Annotated in this window: 20 protein-coding genes; 5 read left to right on the top strand and 15 right to left on the bottom strand. The window is 59.1% G+C overall.

From position 1 onward, the window contains the following. The first annotated feature begins 438 nt into the window (after positions 1–438). Entirely contained in the window at positions 439–1,278 is an 840-nt protein-coding gene (locus ACOQPC_RS12225; protein ID WP_420608137.1) for an FkbM family methyltransferase, read from the top strand. A gap of 142 nt (positions 1,279–1,420) precedes the next feature. Beyond that, positions 1,421–2,380, top strand: coding sequence for a glycosyltransferase family 2 protein (locus tag ACOQPC_RS12230; protein ID WP_420606001.1), 960 nt, complete (start codon positions 1,421–1,423; stop codon positions 2,378–2,380). Here ACOQPC_RS12230 and ACOQPC_RS12235 read toward each other — a convergent pair. The 11 genes from ACOQPC_RS12235 to ACOQPC_RS12285 form a co-directional block, all read right to left on the bottom strand. Next, positions 2,377–3,309, bottom strand: a complete 933-nt coding sequence (locus ACOQPC_RS12235) for a glycosyltransferase family 2 protein (RefSeq protein WP_420606002.1) — start codon at positions 3,307–3,309, stop codon at positions 2,377–2,379. The two genes, ACOQPC_RS12230 and ACOQPC_RS12235, sit on opposite strands and share 4 nt — an antisense overlap. A 79-nt stretch (positions 3,310–3,388) precedes the next feature. Then, positions 3,389–4,282 carry a glycosyltransferase family 2 protein gene (locus tag ACOQPC_RS12240; RefSeq protein WP_420606003.1) on the bottom strand — a complete coding sequence of 298 codons (894 nt, stop codon included), beginning with the start codon at positions 4,280–4,282 and terminating at the stop codon, positions 3,389–3,391. Beyond that, the gene (locus ACOQPC_RS12245; protein WP_420606004.1) at positions 4,279–4,809 is read right to left on the bottom strand and encodes an acyltransferase; all 531 of its coding nucleotides are present in this window, start codon (positions 4,807–4,809) and stop codon (positions 4,279–4,281) included. Before ACOQPC_RS12245 ends, ACOQPC_RS12240 begins: the two co-directional genes overlap by 4 nt. Further along, positions 4,806–5,609 carry an NAD-dependent epimerase/dehydratase family protein gene (locus tag ACOQPC_RS12250; RefSeq protein WP_420606005.1) on the bottom strand — a complete coding sequence of 268 codons (804 nt, stop codon included), beginning with the start codon at positions 5,607–5,609 and terminating at the stop codon, positions 4,806–4,808. The genes ACOQPC_RS12245 and ACOQPC_RS12250 overlap by 4 nt, the downstream gene beginning before the upstream one ends. Further along, positions 5,602–5,832, bottom strand: coding sequence for a glycosyltransferase family 2 protein (locus ACOQPC_RS12255; RefSeq protein WP_420608138.1), 231 nt, complete (start codon positions 5,830–5,832; stop codon positions 5,602–5,604). Before ACOQPC_RS12255 ends, ACOQPC_RS12250 begins: the two co-directional genes overlap by 8 nt. Before the next feature lie 73 nt (positions 5,833–5,905). Continuing rightward, positions 5,906–6,442: a dTDP-4-dehydrorhamnose 3,5-epimerase gene (rfbC, locus tag ACOQPC_RS12260; RefSeq protein ID WP_420606006.1), complete on the bottom strand. Its 537-nt coding sequence runs from the start codon at positions 6,440–6,442 to the stop codon at positions 5,906–5,908. Continuing rightward, positions 6,442–7,707, bottom strand: a complete 1,266-nt coding sequence (locus ACOQPC_RS12265) for a methyltransferase domain-containing protein (protein ID WP_420606007.1) — start codon at positions 7,705–7,707, stop codon at positions 6,442–6,444. The genes rfbC and ACOQPC_RS12265 overlap by 1 nt, the downstream gene beginning before the upstream one ends. Beyond that, complete coding sequence (rfbG, locus tag ACOQPC_RS12270) at positions 7,704–8,765, bottom strand: CDP-glucose 4,6-dehydratase (protein ID WP_420606008.1); 1,062 nt, start codon at positions 8,763–8,765, stop codon at positions 7,704–7,706. The genes ACOQPC_RS12265 and rfbG overlap by 4 nt, the downstream gene beginning before the upstream one ends. 6 nt (positions 8,766–8,771) lie before the next feature. Next, positions 8,772–9,545: a glucose-1-phosphate cytidylyltransferase gene (gene rfbF, locus ACOQPC_RS12275; protein WP_420606009.1), complete on the bottom strand. Its 774-nt coding sequence runs from the start codon at positions 9,543–9,545 to the stop codon at positions 8,772–8,774. Between the two features lie 24 nt (positions 9,546–9,569). Continuing rightward, positions 9,570–10,340: a cephalosporin hydroxylase family protein gene (locus ACOQPC_RS12280; protein ID WP_420606010.1), complete on the bottom strand. Its 771-nt coding sequence runs from the start codon at positions 10,338–10,340 to the stop codon at positions 9,570–9,572. A 115-nt stretch (positions 10,341–10,455) separates the two neighbouring features. Beyond that, positions 10,456–12,480 carry an acyltransferase family protein gene (locus tag ACOQPC_RS12285; RefSeq protein ID WP_420606011.1) on the bottom strand — a complete coding sequence of 675 codons (2,025 nt, stop codon included), beginning with the start codon at positions 12,478–12,480 and terminating at the stop codon, positions 10,456–10,458. A 460-nt stretch (positions 12,481–12,940) separates the two neighbouring features. On the opposite strand from ACOQPC_RS12285, the gene ACOQPC_RS12290 reads away from it, so the two are divergent. Genes ACOQPC_RS12290 through ACOQPC_RS12300 form a run of 3 tightly spaced genes read left to right on the top strand, consistent with a single transcriptional unit; the run spans position 12,941 to position 16,252 of the window. After that, positions 12,941–14,284 carry a right-handed parallel beta-helix repeat-containing protein gene (locus tag ACOQPC_RS12290; RefSeq protein ID WP_420606012.1) on the top strand — a complete coding sequence of 448 codons (1,344 nt, stop codon included), beginning with the start codon at positions 12,941–12,943 and terminating at the stop codon, positions 14,282–14,284. After that, positions 14,265–15,350: a glycosyltransferase family 4 protein gene (locus tag ACOQPC_RS12295; RefSeq protein ID WP_420606013.1), complete on the top strand. Its 1,086-nt coding sequence runs from the start codon at positions 14,265–14,267 to the stop codon at positions 15,348–15,350. Before ACOQPC_RS12290 ends, ACOQPC_RS12295 begins: the two co-directional genes overlap by 20 nt. 2 nt (positions 15,351–15,352) lie before the next feature. Further along, complete coding sequence (locus tag ACOQPC_RS12300; protein WP_420606014.1) at positions 15,353–16,252, top strand: glycosyltransferase family 2 protein; 900 nt, start codon at positions 15,353–15,355, stop codon at positions 16,250–16,252. Positions 16,253–16,267: 15 nt separating this feature from the next. On the opposite strand, the gene ACOQPC_RS12305 is transcribed toward ACOQPC_RS12300, so the two are convergent. From ACOQPC_RS12305 to ACOQPC_RS12320, 4 genes are all read right to left on the bottom strand, one after another. Then, positions 16,268–17,137, bottom strand: a complete 870-nt coding sequence (locus ACOQPC_RS12305) for a sulfotransferase (RefSeq protein ID WP_420606015.1) — start codon at positions 17,135–17,137, stop codon at positions 16,268–16,270. A gap of 2 nt (positions 17,138–17,139) precedes the next feature. Then, on the bottom strand, positions 17,140–18,231 hold the full coding sequence (locus tag ACOQPC_RS12310) for a glycosyltransferase (protein ID WP_420606016.1): 1,092 nt from the start codon (positions 18,229–18,231) through the stop codon (positions 17,140–17,142). 55 nt (positions 18,232–18,286) lie between these two features. Further along, entirely contained in the window at positions 18,287–20,059 is a 1,773-nt protein-coding gene (locus ACOQPC_RS12315) for an ABC transporter ATP-binding protein (protein WP_420606017.1), read from the bottom strand. Between the two features lie 124 nt (positions 20,060–20,183). Beyond that, complete coding sequence (locus tag ACOQPC_RS12320; RefSeq protein WP_420606018.1) at positions 20,184–20,831, bottom strand: polysaccharide biosynthesis/export family protein; 648 nt, start codon at positions 20,829–20,831, stop codon at positions 20,184–20,186. Positions 20,832–20,843 lie beyond the last annotated feature (12 nt).

Below are 20,843 nucleotides of genomic sequence, written 5' to 3' on the forward strand. Positions count from 1 at the left end.
CCACTCCTATCTCGAGTTGCAGACATCATACCATTTCTCTCAAACCTGTCCATAGATCGACAGTGCGGAAAATCAGCCGTTTTCTCCACGATGCTGTCGCAGCGAGCCTTTACGCAAAACATCTGCCATCCCCGCGCCTGCAAAAATCGCGAAGCCATGCTCTTGGCCGAACCTGCTACGCTTCATCGTCCGGCTCCTGTTCGTTGGACCCTGCTCTAATTCGGTCACATTTCAGGCAAGCGCGTGGCATCTTGCTTCTAGAAAAGATGCGTGCAATTGGCAGACAGCCCGCAACTCGCTGCTAATATGACAGTATGAGATATCGATGCCGACCGGACCATTCCGTTCCTTTTGAAAAGATGAAATAAAGACACATTGCCGGAAATGGCACTAGCGTTTGCCTAGCCTTGCCGCGCCAACGAACTGGAATTGCAGACGATGAAAATTTTCAAGCGCATGGTTCGATATCGAGACCGAAAGCGGCGCGCTAGCTACATCATACGCGAGATCGGCGGCGTGCGTTTTAAAATTCCTGTAATCGGAGGACAGATCAACAAAAATCACGAACCCTGGATTATTTCCATTTTGTCCGTTCTGATGCGATTGACCGAGGGCGCCGTTATCGACGTGGGCGTCAATCTTGGGCAGACTTTGCTCAATGTCGCCTCCATCGATCGTACACGGCGCATCCTTGGTTTCGAGCCCAACGCAACCTGCGTAGACTTTGTTCAGAGGTTGATCGACATGAATGAACTGAATGTGGAGATTATTCCTGCGGGACTTGGCAACATGTCTTCGGTATTTTCGCTGCAGATTTATCAGGACGATACCGATTCGAGGGCAACCATAATCGAAGGCTTTCGAGGCATGCGCTCCCGCTCCCGGTCCGTTGCGGTTCTGGCATTCAGCGATATTCCCGACAAAAGAATTCCTTCGCCCGTCGGCATCATTAAAATCGACGTGGAAGGCGCCGAAGCAGATGTCATTGACGGCTTGAAGCCACTCATTGAGCGCGATCGCCCTTATATGTTGGTAGAAATTCTGCCCTGCCACTCGGAGGAAGATCGAGCACGGATCGACCGGCAGGAGCATATCGAAAAAACCTTAGTCGATCTGGACTACAAGAAGGTTCGCGTTCATCACGTGGAGGAATTATTGCTTGAGCCGATAGATAAAATAGGCATCCATGGCAGCGTGGCACTTTCCGATTATTTAATGGTTCCATCTGAAAAACTAGAGAAAATTGTTCAGTCGTTTACCATAAAGCCTAAAGTATAAACCTAAATATAAAAATAGCAAATTTCTTGATCTTCTAGAAGAGAGCCCCATTATTATTTATATAATTGATTGGCCATCGCAAAATGACAGCCTTTGATCACATCATTAGCAATTCTCCGTTATAGTTTTTATTGAGGTTTTCTTGGCTGATAAATTTCCCATTAATTTCTCCGTGGCGATACCGCTTTACAACAAAGCGGCGTTCGTGGAGCAGACGATTGCTCTCATCCAAGCCCAGACATTAGCGCCTACCGAGATCGTCATCGTCGATGATGGCTCCAACGATGATAGCGTCGCTCGGGTGAGAAGCATAAACGATCCCCGGATCAAACTCATCCAGCAGCCAAACGCCGGACCGGGTCCCGCGCGTAACCGTGCCATCAGCGAATGCGAAAACGAATGGGTGGCGTTGCTCGACGCAGATGACTGGTGGATGGAAAATCACCTGTCCACCTTGGCTGAACTGGTCACCGCCTTCCCCACCGCGGATATGGTCACATCCAGTGTTCGCCGTATCGTTGCTGGAGCTAGTCTTCCCGAAGCCTCTTCACAACCTGTCGATGGACAGTTGATAAATTATTTCCAGGAACGGGTGAAACGTGAAGTCGCTCACTCATCGACGGTGGCTATCAGGCGATGCTCGTTTCTCGAAACCGATGGATTTGGGGAAAAATGGCCTAGCGAGGACAGCGAGTTCTGGGCACGATTTGCTCTCGATCACATCATTGCGGCCACGCGAAGGGTCACTTCCTATTATCAGGTGAGGACGGGCGGAATCATGCACAGCGGCGCGTCCAGCGAGCACATACGCAACTCGGTCACGGACTCTCCGACGATTGAGTTGCTGGACCAGGTTCTCAGCGGCAATCGCCGGAAGAGCCTTCATCCGGACATTGCCGCGCTGCGCGAGCATTTGATCTTGTCGTCCGTCAGAGGAGCACTATATCGCGGCCTGCCGACAGCCGGGCGAACCAATCTCCGGCACGCCAAGCATCAATATCGCTGGCGGGCCATGCTGTACCGCATCCTCTCTTATCTACCGCCATCCATTACTCAAACGGGTATCAAGGCAACATCTGCGTTGAAACGGATGCGGAACTAGGGGAACAATTTTCCAATCCGAATGCGGTTTTCGAGTCCCAAAAACCGCCCGATGATTCGAGCCGGTACCGAACCGCTATGACCAAAAAACCGCAGTCCGCGGGCCTGCGCCAACGCAGTCCGCCCCAATACCGGGTCGCCGGCCAGAAACGCGCGACGGGCGATCTCATAATATGCCCGGGCCGCCGATGAATTGACCGCTTCCGGCTTTACCCGGTCGCTTTCGAGCGCAAGGAGCGAGTCCACCACTTCGACCAAGGCCGAATAATTTTGCTGCTGTTTGGACACGCGGTGCTCCCCCTCATGCGTGACATAGATGCCGGCGCCTTCGTCGCTGACCGCAAATCGAAGGCCTTTCAGCAGACCCCTCATAACCAGTTCGCCGTCCTGGTTGCGGGCCAGCTGCTCATCCCAACCGCCAATCTCCTTGAGGGCATCGGTGCGCCACAAGACGCTGCAGCACGGCACGAAATACTTCCCCTGCAGCCACTGCGAGAACAGCGTTTCGGTGCTGAACCCCGTCGGGCCAGGCCTTATCGGGGAGTAAATGCCGGTTTCGTCCAGATAACGCCGCCATGGGCCGAACCCGATCTGGGCGGATTGGCTCTCGATCGCTTTGCACAGGCCGGCGAGCAACTCCCCTTCGATCCAGTCATCGCTGTCTAGGAACATCACGAACGGCGTTTTGGCTCGCGCGAGGCCGGCATTGCGGCTGTACGGCGCACCGCGATTGGTTTCGTTCCAGATCGTCTCGACTCGCTCGCCGAGTGACGCGGCCAGTCGCTCGGTGGCGCGGCACTGATCGTCGATCACCACGATGACGCGCGTGTCGACCCCCGATTGTTCGAGAACCGACTCGATCGCCCTGCCCACCCTGTCGGGGTTGCGATAGGATGGAATGACGCAGGTTAGCTGGCTGAGCATGGACATCGCTGATCCTCGGTCGAAGCTAATGTTGCTGCAAGGCTGTAAGTTTTTGGATATCACTGCCCTCTTGGATCCAAAAAACCTACTGACCGGAGGGAAGCCAAGCTTCCATCGCAATAGCGAATGCCTTGTTTGTTGCACGAGCGACATAGCCGGCAGGCTTGGGGCCGAACCGTGCCGCCAAAATGGCTCGCAAGATCGGCCGAGCCCAAAATCGCGACAAGCGTTGCCGCGTCAATTGATCGAAGTCATTAAGATATTGCGGAATTATTGCGGTGAAATCACGCATCAGATCCTGCTCGCCAGTCATTCTGTGCATATAATCCTCGCGCACGCTTGGCGGCTCTCGCCGCAAATAAAGCGGTTCGGCAATGCAGTGGCCGGGGCCTCGATACAAAAGATGGGAAAGAATCACATGGTCCGTTCCTGCTATATTCTGGAAGCGAACCAGGTTTAGATCAGCCCGGCGGATTACATTATTGATGGCCGTGCATTCGTTGATCCTTTGCGCCGATGCAAGGTAGCGTGTGATGGCCGAACGCGGCATGAATGCGAGGTTGCTGACCGCAGTGACTTTGACAAGTCGGTCCTGTTCATCGATCCATCCCGTTAGCGAATAAGATACGCTCAGCCGGTCGTCATTTCGTAGCGCGCCAATATGTCGTTCGAGAAACTCAGGTGCGATCATATCATGGGCACCCAGCCACATAAAGAATTGGCTGTCCGTCGCGTCCAGCGCATAGTTGAAATTGCCGACCGCGCCGATATTGGTTTCGTGCCGGACATAATGCACCCGTGGATCGCGCTCGGCCGCCGCCTTTCCGATCTCCCCGGTCCGGTCGGTCGACGCGTTGTCGCAAATCAGAATCGCGAAGTCGCGCCAGGTCTGCGACAAGAGCGAGGCGATGGTACGTTCCAGGTAGCGCGCTTCATTATATGCGGGAATCGCGACGACGAGCAACGGGTGGCTTATCATGTCAGGTCGGTGCCGAAGTCGGTCCGCGATGCAATTGGAACCGCCGGAATGCCCGCGCAGATAGCATAGGATTCGACGGATTTTGAAACCACTGCACCCGCAGCGATGACAGCTCCATCCCCTATAGTAACGCCGTCCAATATCGAAACATTCATTCCTATCCATACATCATTACCGATATTGACACCCCCTTTACTTGGCGAAAAACCTTGAGTGCGAATAGGGCGCGTCAAATCTTCTATAGCGTGATTTGCCGGTATTATGCTTGTTCCCGCCGCGATTAACGTATCATTCCCAATGCGGATGCCATTGCCACTGTATAAAACACAATGGGAATTAATGTTGACGCGATCGCCAATAATTATATCTCCAGTGCCACCAACGCACCGGATAACAACAAATTCGTAGATTTTGCTTTCCGCGCCAATCGAAGTCGACGTCCCTCTTTCAGACGGAAAGATACGCGCATCATCGCTTATCCAGGCAGAAGGGTGGACAAACAGATGCGGACGATCGGATTGTTTCATGACTGACGAAGCTCGGCAACATAATCGATAAAGGAGTCGACAAATGCTGCAGGTCTGATCGCCAACTCCTCTCGCATTCGACTGACTTCGACCGTCGGAAAAATCGAGCCGGTATCTTTTTCTGAATAATGGACAACGGCACCAAGGTGCTTTTCTACCAACGCGCCGATGACCTCGTTCGATATCTGGTGTCCACTTGCGATATTGATCAACCGACTTGTCGCGCAAATGGGCATTCGAGCAATTGCATCGACCGCATCGCGCAGGCTGATATAGTCCTTCGCCGCGCTTCTGCCGGCGAGGATCGTTACTTCATTGCGATGCAATGCTTCGCGAACGACGGAATTCAGAAAGTTTTCCGAACGATCTCGCGCAGCAAAGACATTCGACAATCGAACCGCCCGGATCGAGGATCTGGGATCGGCCAGGCAAATTGCTTCGCCGGTCAGTTTCGAAAGATTATAGAGATCCGAAGGGTCTCTGGGATCGACGGGAATTGTCGCGTCTTCGGCACCGCTCAGGCTCCGCTGATAGACACGCGTCGACGACAAATAGGTGAGCGATGACAAATCACCACGCTTGAGTATCTGATTGACCGCGCACACATGCGCATCGATCGTATCGTGCGGGCGACTGCGAAAATCTGCCGTAAGACCTGCACAGAAGAATACATCGCCCAGCCCGCTAGGCAACGATTCGCCGCGGCCGATCGCGGCCACATCGATGCCGTCAGCGCGCAAGCGCCGTACCAATGCAGCTCCGACGAAACCGGATGCGCCTATTACCGTGGCATCAACCATTCTCGAACTCCAGCTTGGCCTGATGCTGAACATATTGCACCCTTGGGTCGCGCTTGGCGGCCGCGCGTGCGATCTCCCCGGTTCGGTCGGTCGACGCATTGTCGCAAGCCAGAACCGCAAAGTCGCGCCTAGTCTGCGACAGAAGCGAGGCGATGGTACGTTCCAGGCAGCGCGTTTCATTATACGCGGAAACGGCGGCGACAAGCAGCGGGTGCGAAAGCATGTTCAACACCGGATCGCAGCGATGGCCACGAGGCGGCGACCGATCATCCCGGTGGCGCCTGTGACCAACAGCATCAAGAATCCGCTTCGAGCAGCGCATAGCCGCTATCACGCTCCGACATCGCCTCCGGCTGCGCCGGCCAGTCGATGCCGATCGCCGGGTCGTCCCAGCGGATGCCGGTTGCGGCGCCCGGCATATAAGGCGATCCCATCAGATAATCGACCGTCGTATCCGGCTCCAGCGTCAGGAAGCCATGCGCGATCCCTTCCGGCAGATAGAGCGATGTCGCATTTTGCCGGGACAGTTCGAAGGCCTGCCACCGGCGGTAGCTTGACGACCCCTCACGCATGTCCAGCGCGACGTCCCATATCCGGCCCTCGGGACAGGCGACGAGCTTCGCTTCGCCATGCGGCGCATTCTGATAGTGCAGCCCGCGTAGCGTGTGCTTGGCGGTGTTACGCGACTGGTTGGCCTGCACAGGGCGAAAATCGATTCCCGCTTCGGCAAAGGTCTCCTCGCAATATGTCCGCGCGAAACTGCCACGTTCGTCGGCATGCGAATCGAGACGAACCAGCTTTACCCCGTCGATCCTGGTCGGTTCGATTCGCATCAATCGATCGAAATGCCGGGAATCGCGGTAACGAAATCACCGCCCCAGCCCCGCACCATATCCAGCTGCGCGGTAATCTCGCGCTTCAGATTCCATGGCAGGATGAGCACATGATCGGGTTGCGCCGCGATCAGCGCGTCGACGGGCTTAACGGGGATGCGGCTTCCGGGCAGCAACGTGTTCTGCTTGGCGGGGTTGCGGTCTACGGCGAAAGCGATGTCGTCGGCCGTTGCGCCGCAATAATTGAGCAGCGTATTGCCCTTCGCCGCCGCGCCATAGGCGACGACTTGCTTGTCGCTCGCCCGCGCCTCGGCAAGAAAGGCGTTGAGTTGGTCTCTCACCGCGCGCACCTTCGCGTCGAAGCCCTCATAGCCTTCGCCCCGGTCCAGCCCGGCCGCAATCTCTTCGTCGAGAAACGCCGCGACATTCGCGCGCACGGCATGGTCCGAACCGCGAAGACCTGCAAATACGCGCAGCGACCCGCCATGGGTCGGCTGTTTTTCGACGTCGAAAATTTCCAGTCCGTGACGTTCGAAAATCGTTCGTACGGCGAGCAGCGACAAATAGGTGAAATGCTCGTGATAAATGGTGTCGAACTGAACACCGCGGATCAGGTTCAGAAGATGTGGAAATTCGACGGTAAAAACGCCGTTCGGCTTGAGCAGCAGGGCAATACCAGCGACGAAATCGTTGATGTCGGGCACGTGTGCGAGCACGTTTTTCGCCGCCAGCAAGTCTGCGGACCATCCCGCATCGGCCATTCTACGCGCGGTTTCCTGGCCGAAAAACGCAACCTCGGTCGCGATACCGCGCTCCTGCGCGACCTTGGCTACGTTCGCGGCGGGCTCGATCCCCATAACCGGAATGCCCTTGGCCACGAAATATTGCAGCATATAGCCGTCATTGCTGGCGATTTCGACGACCCGCGAATTCTCGTCGAGCCCGAACCGCTCGGTCATCGCGTCGGCATAGGCCGAGCAATGGTCCAGCCAGCTATCGGAAAAGGAGGAGAAATAGGCGTAATCGACAAAAATGTCTTCGGGCGGTGCGACGCTATCGACCTGCACGAGAAGACAGGCGTCGCATACCCGCGCGTGGAGCGGAAAGACCGGTTCCGGCGCATCTTCACGGCCTTGCGGAATATAAGAATTGGCAAGCGGCTGCATCCCCAGGTCGACAAGGGTACGCGTGAGCGCCGCGCCGCATCCCTGACAGGTTGGCGTAATGCCGTCCTTCGCCGAAACGCCATTGATGATATCGTTCATGCGAGCGCCTCATATCGGTCGATTTGCGAAAAGCAAAGCCCGGTTGCATCCTCGCCCTCTCGGTGGCGCGCATACCAGTCGGCGGTCCAATCGAGCGTTGCCGCCTGATCGAGCCGCGGCTTCCAGCCCAGGTTTTTTCCAGCAAGCGATGGGTCGAGCGAAAGCAGCGCGCTTTCTCGCGGATGATCACCAACATCGCGCTCCCAGGCCGTGTCCACCCCCAGCGCCTTGCTCATCGACTCGGCGACTTGCGCGACGGTCGCGCCGCCCTGCGGATAGGGACCAAAATTGAGTGTCGGCGGCACCGCCTTGTCCACGGCCAGCGCTTCGAGGTAGCATAAATAGCCCGCAACCGGCTCCAAAACATGCTGCCATGGACGCGTGGCGCCCGGATAACGCAGCTTGAGCGGGATCTCGCTTTTCGCCGCCCGCCAGATGTCCGGGACCAGACGATCCGCGGACCAGTCGCCGCCGCCGATCACGTTTCCCGCGCGGGCAGTGGCGACGCCGACCCCGGATCGAGCGAAATAGGATGCGGCATAGCTCGCGGTCATGATCTCGGCTGCCGCCTTGGACGCCGAATAGGGATCATGACCGCCAAGCGGATCGCTTTCCACAAAGTCGCGTCCGGTATCGGAATTGGCGTAAACCTTGTCCGTGGTCACGACCAGCACCGCCTCAAGCGAAGGGCGATCACGCAAAGCTTCCAGCAAATAGGCCGTGCCCATTGCGTTCGTCGCCATCGTATCGATCGGATCTCGATAACCTGTGCGCACCAGCGCCTGCGCCGCCATGTGCAACACGATCTGGGGGCGCGCGCGATCGATCGCATCGGCAAGCGCGACGCGGTCGGCAATATCGGCGATCGTCTCGTGCGCCAGCAAGCCATCGCCCACCTGCCGCCACAGGCTGGGTTCGGTTTCCGGCACGAGCGCGAAGCCCGACACCTCGGCGCCAAGCCGCTTCAGCCACAGCGCCGTCCAAGATCCCTTGAACCCGGTATGCCCGGTCAGCAGGACACGGCGACCGTTCCAGAAATCACGCCTGGGGTTGCTCATGAATAGCTACCAGCTCTTCCACGGCGGATCGCCACCGTTCCACAAAGCCTCGAGCCGGGTGCGATCGCGCAGTGTATCCATCGGTTGCCAAAAACCGTCATGCTGATAGGCGGCGAGCTCTCCATCGGCGGCAAGTCCGGTCAACGGTTCCAGCTCCCAAGAGGTCGAATCGTCGGCGATCCGATCGAGCACGCGCGGATGGAGGACGAAAAAGCCTCCGTTGATGCGGCCGCCATCGCCGGCGGGCTTCTCCTCGAAACGCACGACGCGGTCGCCTTCGATGACGGTCGCGCCGTAGCGCCCCGGCGGACGCACGGCCGTCACCGTCGCATCGCGCCCGTGCGATTTATGAAATGCGGTCAGCGCGGTCAGGTCGATATCGGACACTCCGTCGCCGTAGGTCATGCAAAAAGGTTCGTCGGGATCGAGCAAGTCGCCGATCCGCTTCAGACGGCCGCCCGTCATGGTGTCAGCCCCGGTGTCGACCAGCGTGATCCGCCAATCCGGTACGTCATCGCGACGAAAATATTCGATCGATTGCCTGGTCAGATCGATTTTCAGATCGGACCGATGCAATACGAAATTGGCGAAATATTCCTTGATGAAATAGCCTTTGTAACCGAGGCAGATGATGAAATCCTTGAAGCCATGGCGGCTGTACATCATCATGATGTGCCACAGGATCGGCATGCCACCGATTTCGACCATCGGCTTGGGCCGGGTGTGCGTTTCTTCGGAAAGGCGTGAACCAAGGCCGCCTGCGAGAAGGACGGTTTTCATGTCAACTCCATCTGGACGCTCAATTCAGCGGATGCGCTTTACATAGCAGCCGGGCCAATAGGTCACGCGCTCGCGCACCAATCCCTCGTTGAACAGCCATTCCGGTTCCTCGATCTCGAAATCTGGATTTTCCGCGACGAAATTGCGCGCCGCTTCCTGCGGATTGTCCTTGTCCCAGCCGGGAGCGCTACGCGGAGCACCGACGACCTGCTGCATGATGCCGTCGGTTGCGACGATATAATCGCCTAGCCCCACCAATGGAGCATAGGCGCGCAGTTCGTCCAGGACGTGATCGTGAAGATGGTTCGAATCGAGGATCACCATCACCTTTTCGCCGTCCTCGACGAGGGACTTGACCTTGGCGACCGTGTCGCCCGCGATCGAGGACCCTTCGACGAGTTCGATCCGCTTCATCATCGAATGCGCCTCGATCGCCTCGCGATTATGCGCGCGTATCTCGATGTCGATGCCGATCACCCGGCCATGCCCCATCGCCTCGAACAGCGAGGCATAGAAGATCAGCGACCCGCCATGCGCAACGCCGGTTTCGATAATCACATCGGGCTTCTCGGTCCAGATCAGTTCCTGCAACCGCACCATATCCTCGGGCAGTTGGATGATCGGACGTCCCATCCAGGTGAAGCTGTAGACGTGCTTCGCGTCCCAGCCGGCGCGCAGCCATGCCTTGGAAGCAGCTTCGAAGGCGGCGGCACTCTCCATCGGATGCGACTTTTCCGATCCATTTTCGTCAATGACGGTGACCGTAGCCCGTGTTTCATCAATGACCGTTTTCATAGCAACTCCCGAAATCGAATGGGCTCCGCCTAACAGAGTTTTTTCAGATGTATAGTCCCATGCCGGGCGGTTTGATAATTTGCCGACGGAGAATGAAACGGCCCTGCTACGATGCCTATTGGCGGGGCAGCAGACGAAACCGTTGCTGCTCCATTCGATCGAAAACGAGTTTCGCCCCTGCCGCTGAAAGGTGGTTATTGTCGATGTATAGCGATTGCCGTCCTACCGCGACGTCGCACGATCCGTTCCGGCAGAGGAGCGGCGCCAATAGAATGGCCTGTATGCCGGTATCGCGATGGGCCAGACGTTCGATCGCTGCATTCGCCTTATCGGAGACCGTCTTGACGGCGGCGACCTTTCCGGATTTGATCCGGGGGCCGACAGTCATTTCCGAGACCCGCTTGCGAAGCGGAATTTCGGCCGCCAGGAGTTCCGTTGGCACGTTGAACCTATAGGTCGGCACATCGCCCAGCAGCAGTACATCTTTGCCGGCGGCGCGCAAAGCGGCGATTTCACGCTCCAGCCCCGCAAACAGATTTCGCTCGTTGGTGCCAGCCGATTGCCGATCGGCGTAATCGCCATTTCTGACGATAGACGCTTCGTCGATATAGGCTGACCAATATCCGGTAATAACCACGAGTTTGATGTCGTTCGCCGCAGTCACGCGTTTCAGGGCGGCTCGGTTGAATATCGCACAGTCGCGCGCATGGTGCGGTTGCATGATATTTGGTGACGTAAAGCCCACGAGGGGCGGACATGCGGATTTCGTGACCTCCGCTACAGCCCTATTATGATTGGCGGCCCAATCACGAAGCCCGAGCGCCAAGGCGTTCGCGTGACTGTCGCCCAACAAAGCGATCGTGGCTCCTTCAGGATTACATTGGGATTTGGTAGGGAGATTGGAGTCGCCATATCCCACTATGCAATTCCTGTTGCCTTTATCGGACGTGATGCCCTCCCCGGAATAGGGAGAGAGCGTTGCGGGGTAGACGGCCATGGCCGCTGCCGGGAGACCGATCGCCAAGGCTGCCGCCACCGAGGCGATAAGCAAATGGCGGCCTGTTAGCCGCGAGCGCCGGAACGGAACTTCGACGAAACGCCACGTGATCGACGCCAGGACCAGCGCAGCGATCAGAGCCGTCGCCGCCTCGCTGCCGGATAAATCCGCCAAATGGTCGTGCACGGTCCGATTCGCAACAAGCCGCATGCCCGCGAGAATCGGCCAGTGCCAGAGGTAAAGACTGTAAGAAATCAGGCCGATAAAGAGGATCGGCTGAAGCGAAAGCAGCGCCTTCACCATTCCGTTCTTGCCGGCGATGATCAACACCGCGCCAAGAACGGGGATAATCGCCGCAAGGCCGGGGAAGGGCGTGCGATAATCGAACAGAAATATCGCCACGAGAATCATTGCGAGCCCTAAGACGGGCAGAGCCGCAGATAATCTTGGAAAGCGCTCCGCGAGCGTTCCACGGTCGTTTTCATCGATAGCCAGCAAAACCCCGGCGCCGAGTTCCCACGCTCTGGTCGGCAAAAGGTAGAAGGCTGCCGCAGGAGAGGTTTCGGTCGCCACGAATGAAAGCGCCAGCGACGCTAAGCAAAGGAGGGCGACGGAGGCCGTCAGATACCGGCGAGCCCAGCGCCGCATCGCAAGAAACGTTAACGGCAGCAGGACGTAGAATTGCTCTTCGACGCTCAGCGACCAGGTCATCAACAGCGGGTTCCGGTCCGCACCCGGCGCAAAATAATCGGTCTCCTGCCAGAACAGCACGTTGGACAGACCGGTAACACTCGCGACCGCCGACCCGCCCAAGCGACCGAGTTCTATCGGCGTGAACAGGAGAATCCCGCCCAACAATACGACCGCCAACACGGTCAGCAGTGCGGGAAGGATACGGCGGACACGGCGCGTATAGAAGCTGGCAAAACTGAAAGCTCCATCTTTCATATCGCCGTAGATAATACCACCGATCAGATATCCGCTTATGACGAAGAAGATGTCGACGCCGACGAAACCGCCTGAAAAGAGCTGGAAGCCTGCGTGATAAAGCATCACCGAGACCACCGCCACGGCGCGTAATCCATCTATGTCGGGACGATAGGATTTCTTCGATGCCGCCGCGGCTGGATTACGCTGGAACATCGAGACGGGTATCTTCCGTTGTATCGCGAATGGCCCCACTGACAGACCGGACGGGATGCCGCAATAACCGTTCGCTTCGAAAAATAAACCGCCAGGCCGCAACCCGTCATCGACGGATAAGATTAATCCCGCGAACGGGTTACCTCGATCGAAAATCCTCACTGCCGCATAGCGAAAATCGCACGCGGTCTATGGTAATTCCACATCGACAGTTCTGACATGCGTCGTTAAATATGAACCGGAATGGCTTATACACCCCCAACCCGCAGCGGTGTGCGGTTCCGCGATATCTGCGCGGTCCCATACGCTTTTATCTAGCAAATAGATGATTTATAACGGCATTTCTCATGCGACGTCCGCATCGCATTTCACCGGACGGATATCTCGGCGTAAGCTGATCGCTGTTCCCGGTTGCACGGCCCTTTTTGTTTTGCTGGGAACCACCGGCAAAAGCGCAAGCTTGGACGACGGCGCGCTAACCCCGGAAGCATTCGGCGCGAAAGGCGACGGCAGGACCAATGACAGCGCGGCCTTCGCTCGGCTGGCAGACCGGATCAACCGCGACGGCGGCGGGACGATCATGCTCCGCCGCACCACCTATATCGTGGGCAAGCAGCAGCGCATGGCTACGGTCCCGGATCGCTTTTCCTTTCGCCCCGAAAAGCTGCTCGAGATCAGCGGTTGCACCAGGCCGGTGCGGATTTTAGGCAATGGCGCGCGGCTGCGCTGTGCCGCCGGCTTGCGCTACGGCACCTTCGATGCCGCCACCGGTCAGGCGCATTTCCATGACATGCCCTATGCCGCTCCTGGTGAGAGAGCGACGCCTTACGAGAGCATGATATTGATCGAGAAATGCAGCGGTCCGGTGGAGATTCGCGATCTCGAACTCGATGGCAATCTTGGCGAGATGATCATCGGTGGCCGTTATGGCGATAAAGGCTGGCAGATCCCGGCAAGCGGGCTGCGCCTGCGCGACAATAGCGGACCGGAATTCGTCCGCAACCTCTACACGCATCACCACGGGCAGGACGGCGTCTACTTGGATGGCGCGGATATGGACCGGAAAAGCGGCGGTCGGTTCGAAAATGTGCGCGCTCAGTATAACGGTCGCCAGGGCGTTAGCGCCGTGGGCGGCCGCGATTACGCCTTTGCCGACTGCGATTTCAGTCACACCGGCAAGGCGGATTTGTTCAGCCCTCCCGGCGCGGGCGTCGATATCGAAGCCCATCGCGGCAAACAGGTTCGCCGCCTGACGTTCGACCGTTGTCGCTTCGCGGACAATAGCGGCGTAGGCATGGTTGCGGATTCGGGAAACAGCGCCAATGTCACTTTTCGCGACTGCCGGTTTCTGGCCACATCCGCGTGGGGAGTCTGGCCGCAAAAGCCCTATTTCGCGTTCGAGCGATGCAAATTCGTGGGTTCGATCGTGCGCTGTTTCAGCGATCCCACCGGCGAGCAGGCAACCCGGTTCACCGACTGCCTGTTCACCGACGTTCCGGATGACAGCTTGCGGCAGCCCGCCTATCTTCCGCGCGAGAACGGCCCGATCGCCGATCTTGCCTCGGCGCAAGGAATGCTGTTCGATAAATGCCGCTTCGTCCTGAGGCATGGCGCGGTGTTGCCATGGAGCAAATATGCGATCTACCGGGACTGCACGATGCAACAGCGCGCCGCGAAGAAGGGCAAGCCGCGCGGCACCTATCGCGGGACCACGGTCATCTCCGGGCCGGTCGTGCTCAGCGGTTCGCGTTTCGAGGGTGATCTGATCGTCAATGGAACGCGTGTTGCCCGCACCGGGATATGACCGGATGGCTGTTGCGGATGCGCCGCCGTTGGTGGTCCACCTCATTCCCTATGACGGAATCGGCGGGGTCGAGATTGCCGCGGCAACCGTTGCATCCGGCGCCTATCCCGGACTGCGCCTGAGCAAGGCGTTTCTGGCCGACAAGGGGGATGAACGGACCGATCCCGATGCGCTGACGACCGGTATCCGGTCGGAAAATGCACCCGGCGCCTATTGGCAAATGATTCGCGCATTGCTGCCGCTGCGACCGACGATGATCGTCGTCTCGCTATGGCGAAGTTGTCTGGTCGGCATCGTGATGAAATTGCTGCGACCGCGCACGCGTCTGATCCTGTTTCTGCACAACAGCGAAGACGCGCATCTTCTCGATCGGTTCGTCACCCGCGCGACCGCGGCGCTTTCAAGCGGAATTTTCGCGGACAGTCGGTCCACCGCGGCGCAGCGCCTCGGATCGAAACGCGCCCCAGACATCCGGGTAATTTCATTTCTGACCGACAGGATAACGCCGCGTTCGCCCGAAACGCCCTCGCCCGGCTTCCTGTCATGGGGGCGTCTGCACCCGCGCAAGAGATTGTCCCAGGCGATCCGGATCTTCGGACATATTCGCGAGCGTCATGCCGGCGCGCGCTATACGATTATCGGGCCCGATGGCGGGGATGAACGGCGGCTGCGGGCGCAATCCGCCATGCTCGGGCAGGATCAGGCGATCACCTTCGCCGGGCCGGCAACGCGCGCCGCGATTTTCGAACGGGCTCGCGAGGCATCGTTCTTTCTGCTCACCAGCACCGCGGAGGGAATGGCCATGTCGCTCGTCGAGGCGATGCAACTGGGTCTGGTGCCGGTGACAACGCCGGTCGGCGAGGCGGCGCATTATGTGCGCGGCGGAAGCAACGGTATCGTCATCCGCTCGCCGGAGCAGGCGCAAGCGGAGATCGAGCGTCTGCTGGCGGACCCGGCCGCGTTTGCGACCATGCGTCGGCGAGCGATCGAAAGCTGGGCGGACAAGCCGCTATATCGTGACGATTTTCTCGCGGCTTGCCGCGAGGCACTGCCGCCGGTGAAATAGACATGGCACAAGAGCCTCGGTTCACGGTGGTGATCCCCACCTATAACAGCAGCGGCCATGCCGCCGCCGCCATCGCTTCCGTGGTCGCTGCGGCCGACGGGAGGTCTCATGAAGTGCTGCTCGTCGACGATCATTCGGACGACAGGCAAATGCTGGCGGCGATCGCGGAACGCCACGGCACGGTCCGGATCATCGACAAGCCGGAACGGACGAACGCCGCGCATTCGCGCAATCTCGGGTTCGAGGCGGCCCGCGCTGCGGTGGTATTCTTCCTCGATTCGGACGATCTCTTCTCGCCCGGTCATGTCGCCCGGCGGCTGGCGCTGCACGATGGCGGCCATGGCGTGATCTTCGGGGCGTTCGAACTGACCATGGCAGGCAAATCCGAGCGGCGTCATCACCGCTATGACGGGCAGGACATGGCCGAATATATCTTCGCTCAAGGCGCCGACGTGCGCTCCTCGACCATCAGCATCGATCGCCGGGCGCATCGCGGAGCGCTGTTCGATCCGGAGCTCGCCAAACATCAGGACTGGGCATTCGCGATCACCGCGCAGGCGCAGGGTGAAAGCATCGGCTATGATCAGGAACCGGGCGTGGTCATTCAGGCGGGCGGCGGCCACCGGATGAGCACGCGCTCGGACGTGGCGGCCGGCGAGGCTTTCCTGCGGCGCTATCTGACGGCACCGTCCGCGCGTATCGGCTTTCTCATGGGCCGGTTGAAAGCGAGTTTGAAGCTCGGCGATGAAATGGCGGCCGGCCGGTTTCTGACGTTGCTGCGCGCGGAGCGGCCCGGCGGCGTGGTGATGATCCGCGCGCGGGCACTGATGTGGGCCGAAAAGCTGGGACTCGTTCCGCTGTTGTCGCAGAGCGCGCGGATGTTGCGCCGACTGAGAGGGTGACCGGCAGGAACCGGGTCAGCCGCCTGAGTGTCGCCGCCGCCAACGCGCGCCCACGTCCCCGAACAGAGCCTCACAGGCGCGCAGCTCTTCCTCAAAGGCTTGCCGCACCCATTCGCGCGCATCGTCATCCGGCACGAGCCGAACGCCGCCGGCCTTCCGATTGCGGGCCGGGCTGACCAGCGCAAGCCGCTTGCGGTAATCGGCACCGATATAGTCCACGATCGCCCGCAAGCTCTGCTCGGGCTGGGCCGCGATGTCGTCGAAGAAAAAGATCCGCAGGCGATCGCCGCCGAGCGCCGAGCGCCAGCGCTCGACGATGTCGCTCAGCAGATGCTGCTTGCGGCGTTCCGGATCGTTGAAAAAGGCATGGGCCGTTTCGATCGAGGCATAATCGACATCGCCGAACGTCCGCTTGCGGGCATGCATCGAAAGCTCGGACCAGAAGCGTTGCACGGGATCGCGCGCAAGCAGGAATATCCGTGCCTGATCGAGGACCGGCATGGCCCGATCGAAATCGGCGCCCTCGAGCGAAGCGTACATCGGTGAAATATCCCCGGTAATTCGCTGGCGCCCCGGTGTGAAAAGTGACCGGTAACCGCCCAAGTCGAATGCGTCCGCATGCGCGAGCGGCTCGGCCATGCGCAGAAAGGCGCGGTCCGCATCCGCGCTGAAGCTTTTGTTGCGTACGATCCGCTTGAAAATCGACCAGCGATCCCAGCGAAGCCGCAATTGCGGCCTGTCGCGATGCTCGGAAAACGTGCCATTCAGATAGTTGAGTTCCTGGATCGGCGGCAGCCAGATGTCGCGGTGAAATTTGAGGTGATCCGCCAGCCAGGTCGTCGCCGTTTTCTTCGGCCCGATGCAGATGAAGTCCGGCCCTTCCAACGTCACGCGATACCGAGCATGTCGAAATGGCGTCCGATTACGGCCTCTTCCGTGAACGGAGCGATACCCTGATCCAAGGTTTCGACCGGGATCGGGGCATCCAGCACGCGCGCGATCGCGTCGGCCATGGCGGCGGGGGCATGCATGGGCACGAGATAGCCGTACCGATCGTCCTGCAGCACCTCGCGCGGGCCCGTTGGGCAGTCGGTCGCGACGGGCGTGCAACCGCACAGCATCGCCTCGACGAGCACATTGGGTAGGCCTTCGGCATAGGAGGAGAGGACGAACACGTCGCTACGGGCGAAATACCGCAAGGGGTTGGCGATGCGGCCGGGCAGACTTATCCGATCTTCGAGACCATGCGCCGCGATCCGCTCCTCGAGATCGGGCCGCGCGCGTCCCTCCCCGAAGATCACCAGCCGGCAGTCGCGACCGTGGTCGGCGAGCAGCTTAACCGAATCGATCAGGTCGATAAATCCCTTGCGCGGCGAAAGCGTACCCGCCGCGCTGATCAATGGCGTGGTGCGGTCGTTGAACCAGGGGTGCTCGACCGGCTCGGTCATGCGTTCGCGGGATGCCTGATCGACCACGATGTTATGGACGCAGACGTGCGGCGCATTCGCGAAATAACCGCGATACTGATCGACCATATCTTGCGAAACACAGGTCAGCGCATCGGCGCGCCACATGACCGCGCGAAGCAATTGCTTGAACAGCCATCCCTTGGTGAACGGACGGTTGGAATAGGTGAAAGACGGCGGCACGCGCGACGATCCGCTGATCTTGGCCTTCGAGCCCGACAGGATCGCCGCTGCCAGCACCGCGCCGTTGAGATGATCCTCAGCGGAAAACACGATATCCGGACGTTCGTCGGCCAGATAGGCGCGCATCGGGCGGATGATCGCGCGCACGTTCGGCGCTTTCCAGACCGTCACCTTTACGTTCGGTATCTTGGGAATCGGGTGATCGGGATCGCCGCGGCCGAAAATGAGCTCGACCGCATGGCCACGCCCGGCCAGCGCGCGAGCGAGCCGGATCTGCGCCAGTGGAACGCCGGTGATCGAAAACCGCGCGGTGACGACGGCGATCTTCATGCGCGAAGATATTCCCGCGCCTCGACGCAGTCTCGCAATCGACTGGATCGGTCGATCATGCCGCCTCGACGACATCCTGATAGGTACCGACCGCGACGATCTTGCCGCCGGCGATACGAACGATCCGGTCGCAGTGACGGACGGTGGAAAGCCGGTGCGCAATCATGAAAATTGTCAGATCGTCGCCCAGCGCGGCAATCGAATCCATAACGGCGGTTTCGGTCTGGTCGTCGAGCGCGCTTGTCGCTTCGTCGAGAACCATCACCGTGCCACCCTTGTAGAGGGCGCGGGCGATACCGATGCGCTGACGCTGTCCGCCCGAGATACGCACCCCGCGCTCGCCCACCGGCGTATCATATCCGCGCGGAAGGCTCATGATGAAATTATGAATGTCCGCTTTGCGCGCCGCTTCATGCAGCCGTTTCTCGTCAATGTCGCTGTCACGCTGACCGAAGGCGATGTTCGCGGCCATGGAACTGTCGGTCAGGAATATGCTCTGCGGCACATGCACGACTTGCGCCTGCCACGCCCGGCGATTGTCCGGTGTCAGCGATTTCCCGTCGATCCGTATTTCGCCTGAAGTCGGGTCGAGAAGAGCCATCAGCAAGTCCATGAAAGTGCTTTTGCCGCTACCCGTCTTGCCGATCACGCCGATCCGTTCGCCCTTGCGTACCGAAAGGGTCAGTCCGTCCAGGGCGGGCCTGTCCGTGTCCGCATATTGGAACGTCAGGTCACGGATCCCGATCTCGCTGTCGAACGGCATCGGAACGACGCGTTCCACACCGTAATCGACCACCTCGTCCGCCTCTTCGAGCAGCTCGATCACGTCTTCGGTGATTGCGGAATTTCCGTGCACGGTGGTCCAGCCATTATAGACCTGCTGCACCAGCGGCATGAGCCGCTGAGCACCGATCGCCAGCGCGCCCAATGTCGGCAGGGCCGCAATGACCCCGCCCGGCCGGGCACTGAAATACAGTGCCAGCAAGGCGATCACGATCATGCCAGAAGCCTCGACCACGTATCGCGGCGCCTGGCCGATAAAATTGTTGGTGGCCTGCGCGCTCCGCAATCGGCCCTCGCTGGCGGCGAATGTCCGGATGAAGACCGGTTGCGAGCGATCCAGAATAACGTCGCGAATGCCGCCCATGCCCTCTTGCACGGCGCGAACACGATCGATCTGCGCAGCGGCGATCAACTTGGAATTGGCGCGCAGCACCCGTTTGGAGAAAAAGCTCACCGTAACGTATATGATCACGAAACTCGCTGTGGCCAACATGGCCGTGAAGGCGTCGACGATCAAAAGGCCTGCAATGATGAAGACCGCGACAAATCCCGATGTCAGCAGCAACATTATCGGCCTCAATACCGAGTTGATCACAATCTGCACCATGTTGACGGCCGCCACGATATCGCTGGAATTGCGGGCAATGTGAAAGCTGTACGGGCGATAAAGGGTGCGTCTGTAAACTTGAGTCCCAATATCATAGCCAACGCCGAAAATGAATTTTTGCAAGATCCAAATCAGCGCCAAGCGAACGATGGCCGAGCCCACGGCGATCAGCACCAGCAAGGCGGTAGCCAGATAAAGCAGCGGGAAATCGGGCGGAATGCCGGCAGCGGCCACCAATTCCCGGATTATCTGTCCACGCGGGCTCGTGGGGCTTTCCGCGACGATCGACAAGAACGGTATGACCGCACCGATCGTCGCCACTTCCGCCACGGCGCCGGCAAGCATGAACCCCATCGCCACCCAAAATTGCTGGCGTCGGCGCCTTGGCAAGTGCCGAACGAGTTCCTTGATTGCGTCTTTGAATCCAGTATTGGCCATGGCCGCGGCTCATAACAGACTTAGGCCCAACCGCAACAAAATGGAGCCAATTCACAAATTCATTCACTCAAGGGCAAGTCGCCCTAGAGGATTTCGGGACATGACGTGCCGACAAGCCCCGATCTCAGAATACCCGAGTGAACAGACCGACCAGCGGGATCGCCGTGAGCACATCGCGCAAAGCCTGGCGCAACTGCGATCCATCCACCACGACGACGTCGCCCGGGTAAATCGTGGGATTCGGATCGAGGCCTTCCTCGATGCGGGCAAGGTCGAAGCCGGCGGCTTGCTGTACGCCATCGATCTTGCGCAAGACAACGACGCGGCGCCGGTTGGCCGAGGCATTGGTACCACCCGCACGGGTCACCGCCTGGAGCAATTGCGTTTCTCCAATGAGCTCGAAGTTGATCGGACTGTTGACCGATCCACCGACGGTTACGAGCTGCGTGGTGGTTTGCAGCATCTTTACCGCGATGTTCGGATCGCGGAGATATCGCTGGCTGTAAAGACGGGAAAGCAAGGCAGCCAGCTCGGTGGACGTGCGGCCGGCAACCTGCACTTCGCCGATGAGCGGAAACTGCACCAGGCCGGATGGTTCGACAATATATTCTCCCGAAAGATCGGGGGCGCGAAATACGGTCATTTGAAAGCGGTCCAGCGCCCCGATGCGATATTGCGAGCTGGCGGTCCTTACCGGAATAGGGTCGGGCTGTGAAAAATTCGCCGGATTGATCGTCAGATCCGCTTTTGGGCCGCCGCAGCCGGCCAGCACGAGAACCGCTGT

The sequence above is a fragment of the Novosphingopyxis sp. genome (assembly GCF_965218915.1).
Classification (GTDB): Bacteria; Pseudomonadota; Alphaproteobacteria; order Sphingomonadales; family Sphingomonadaceae; genus Novosphingopyxis.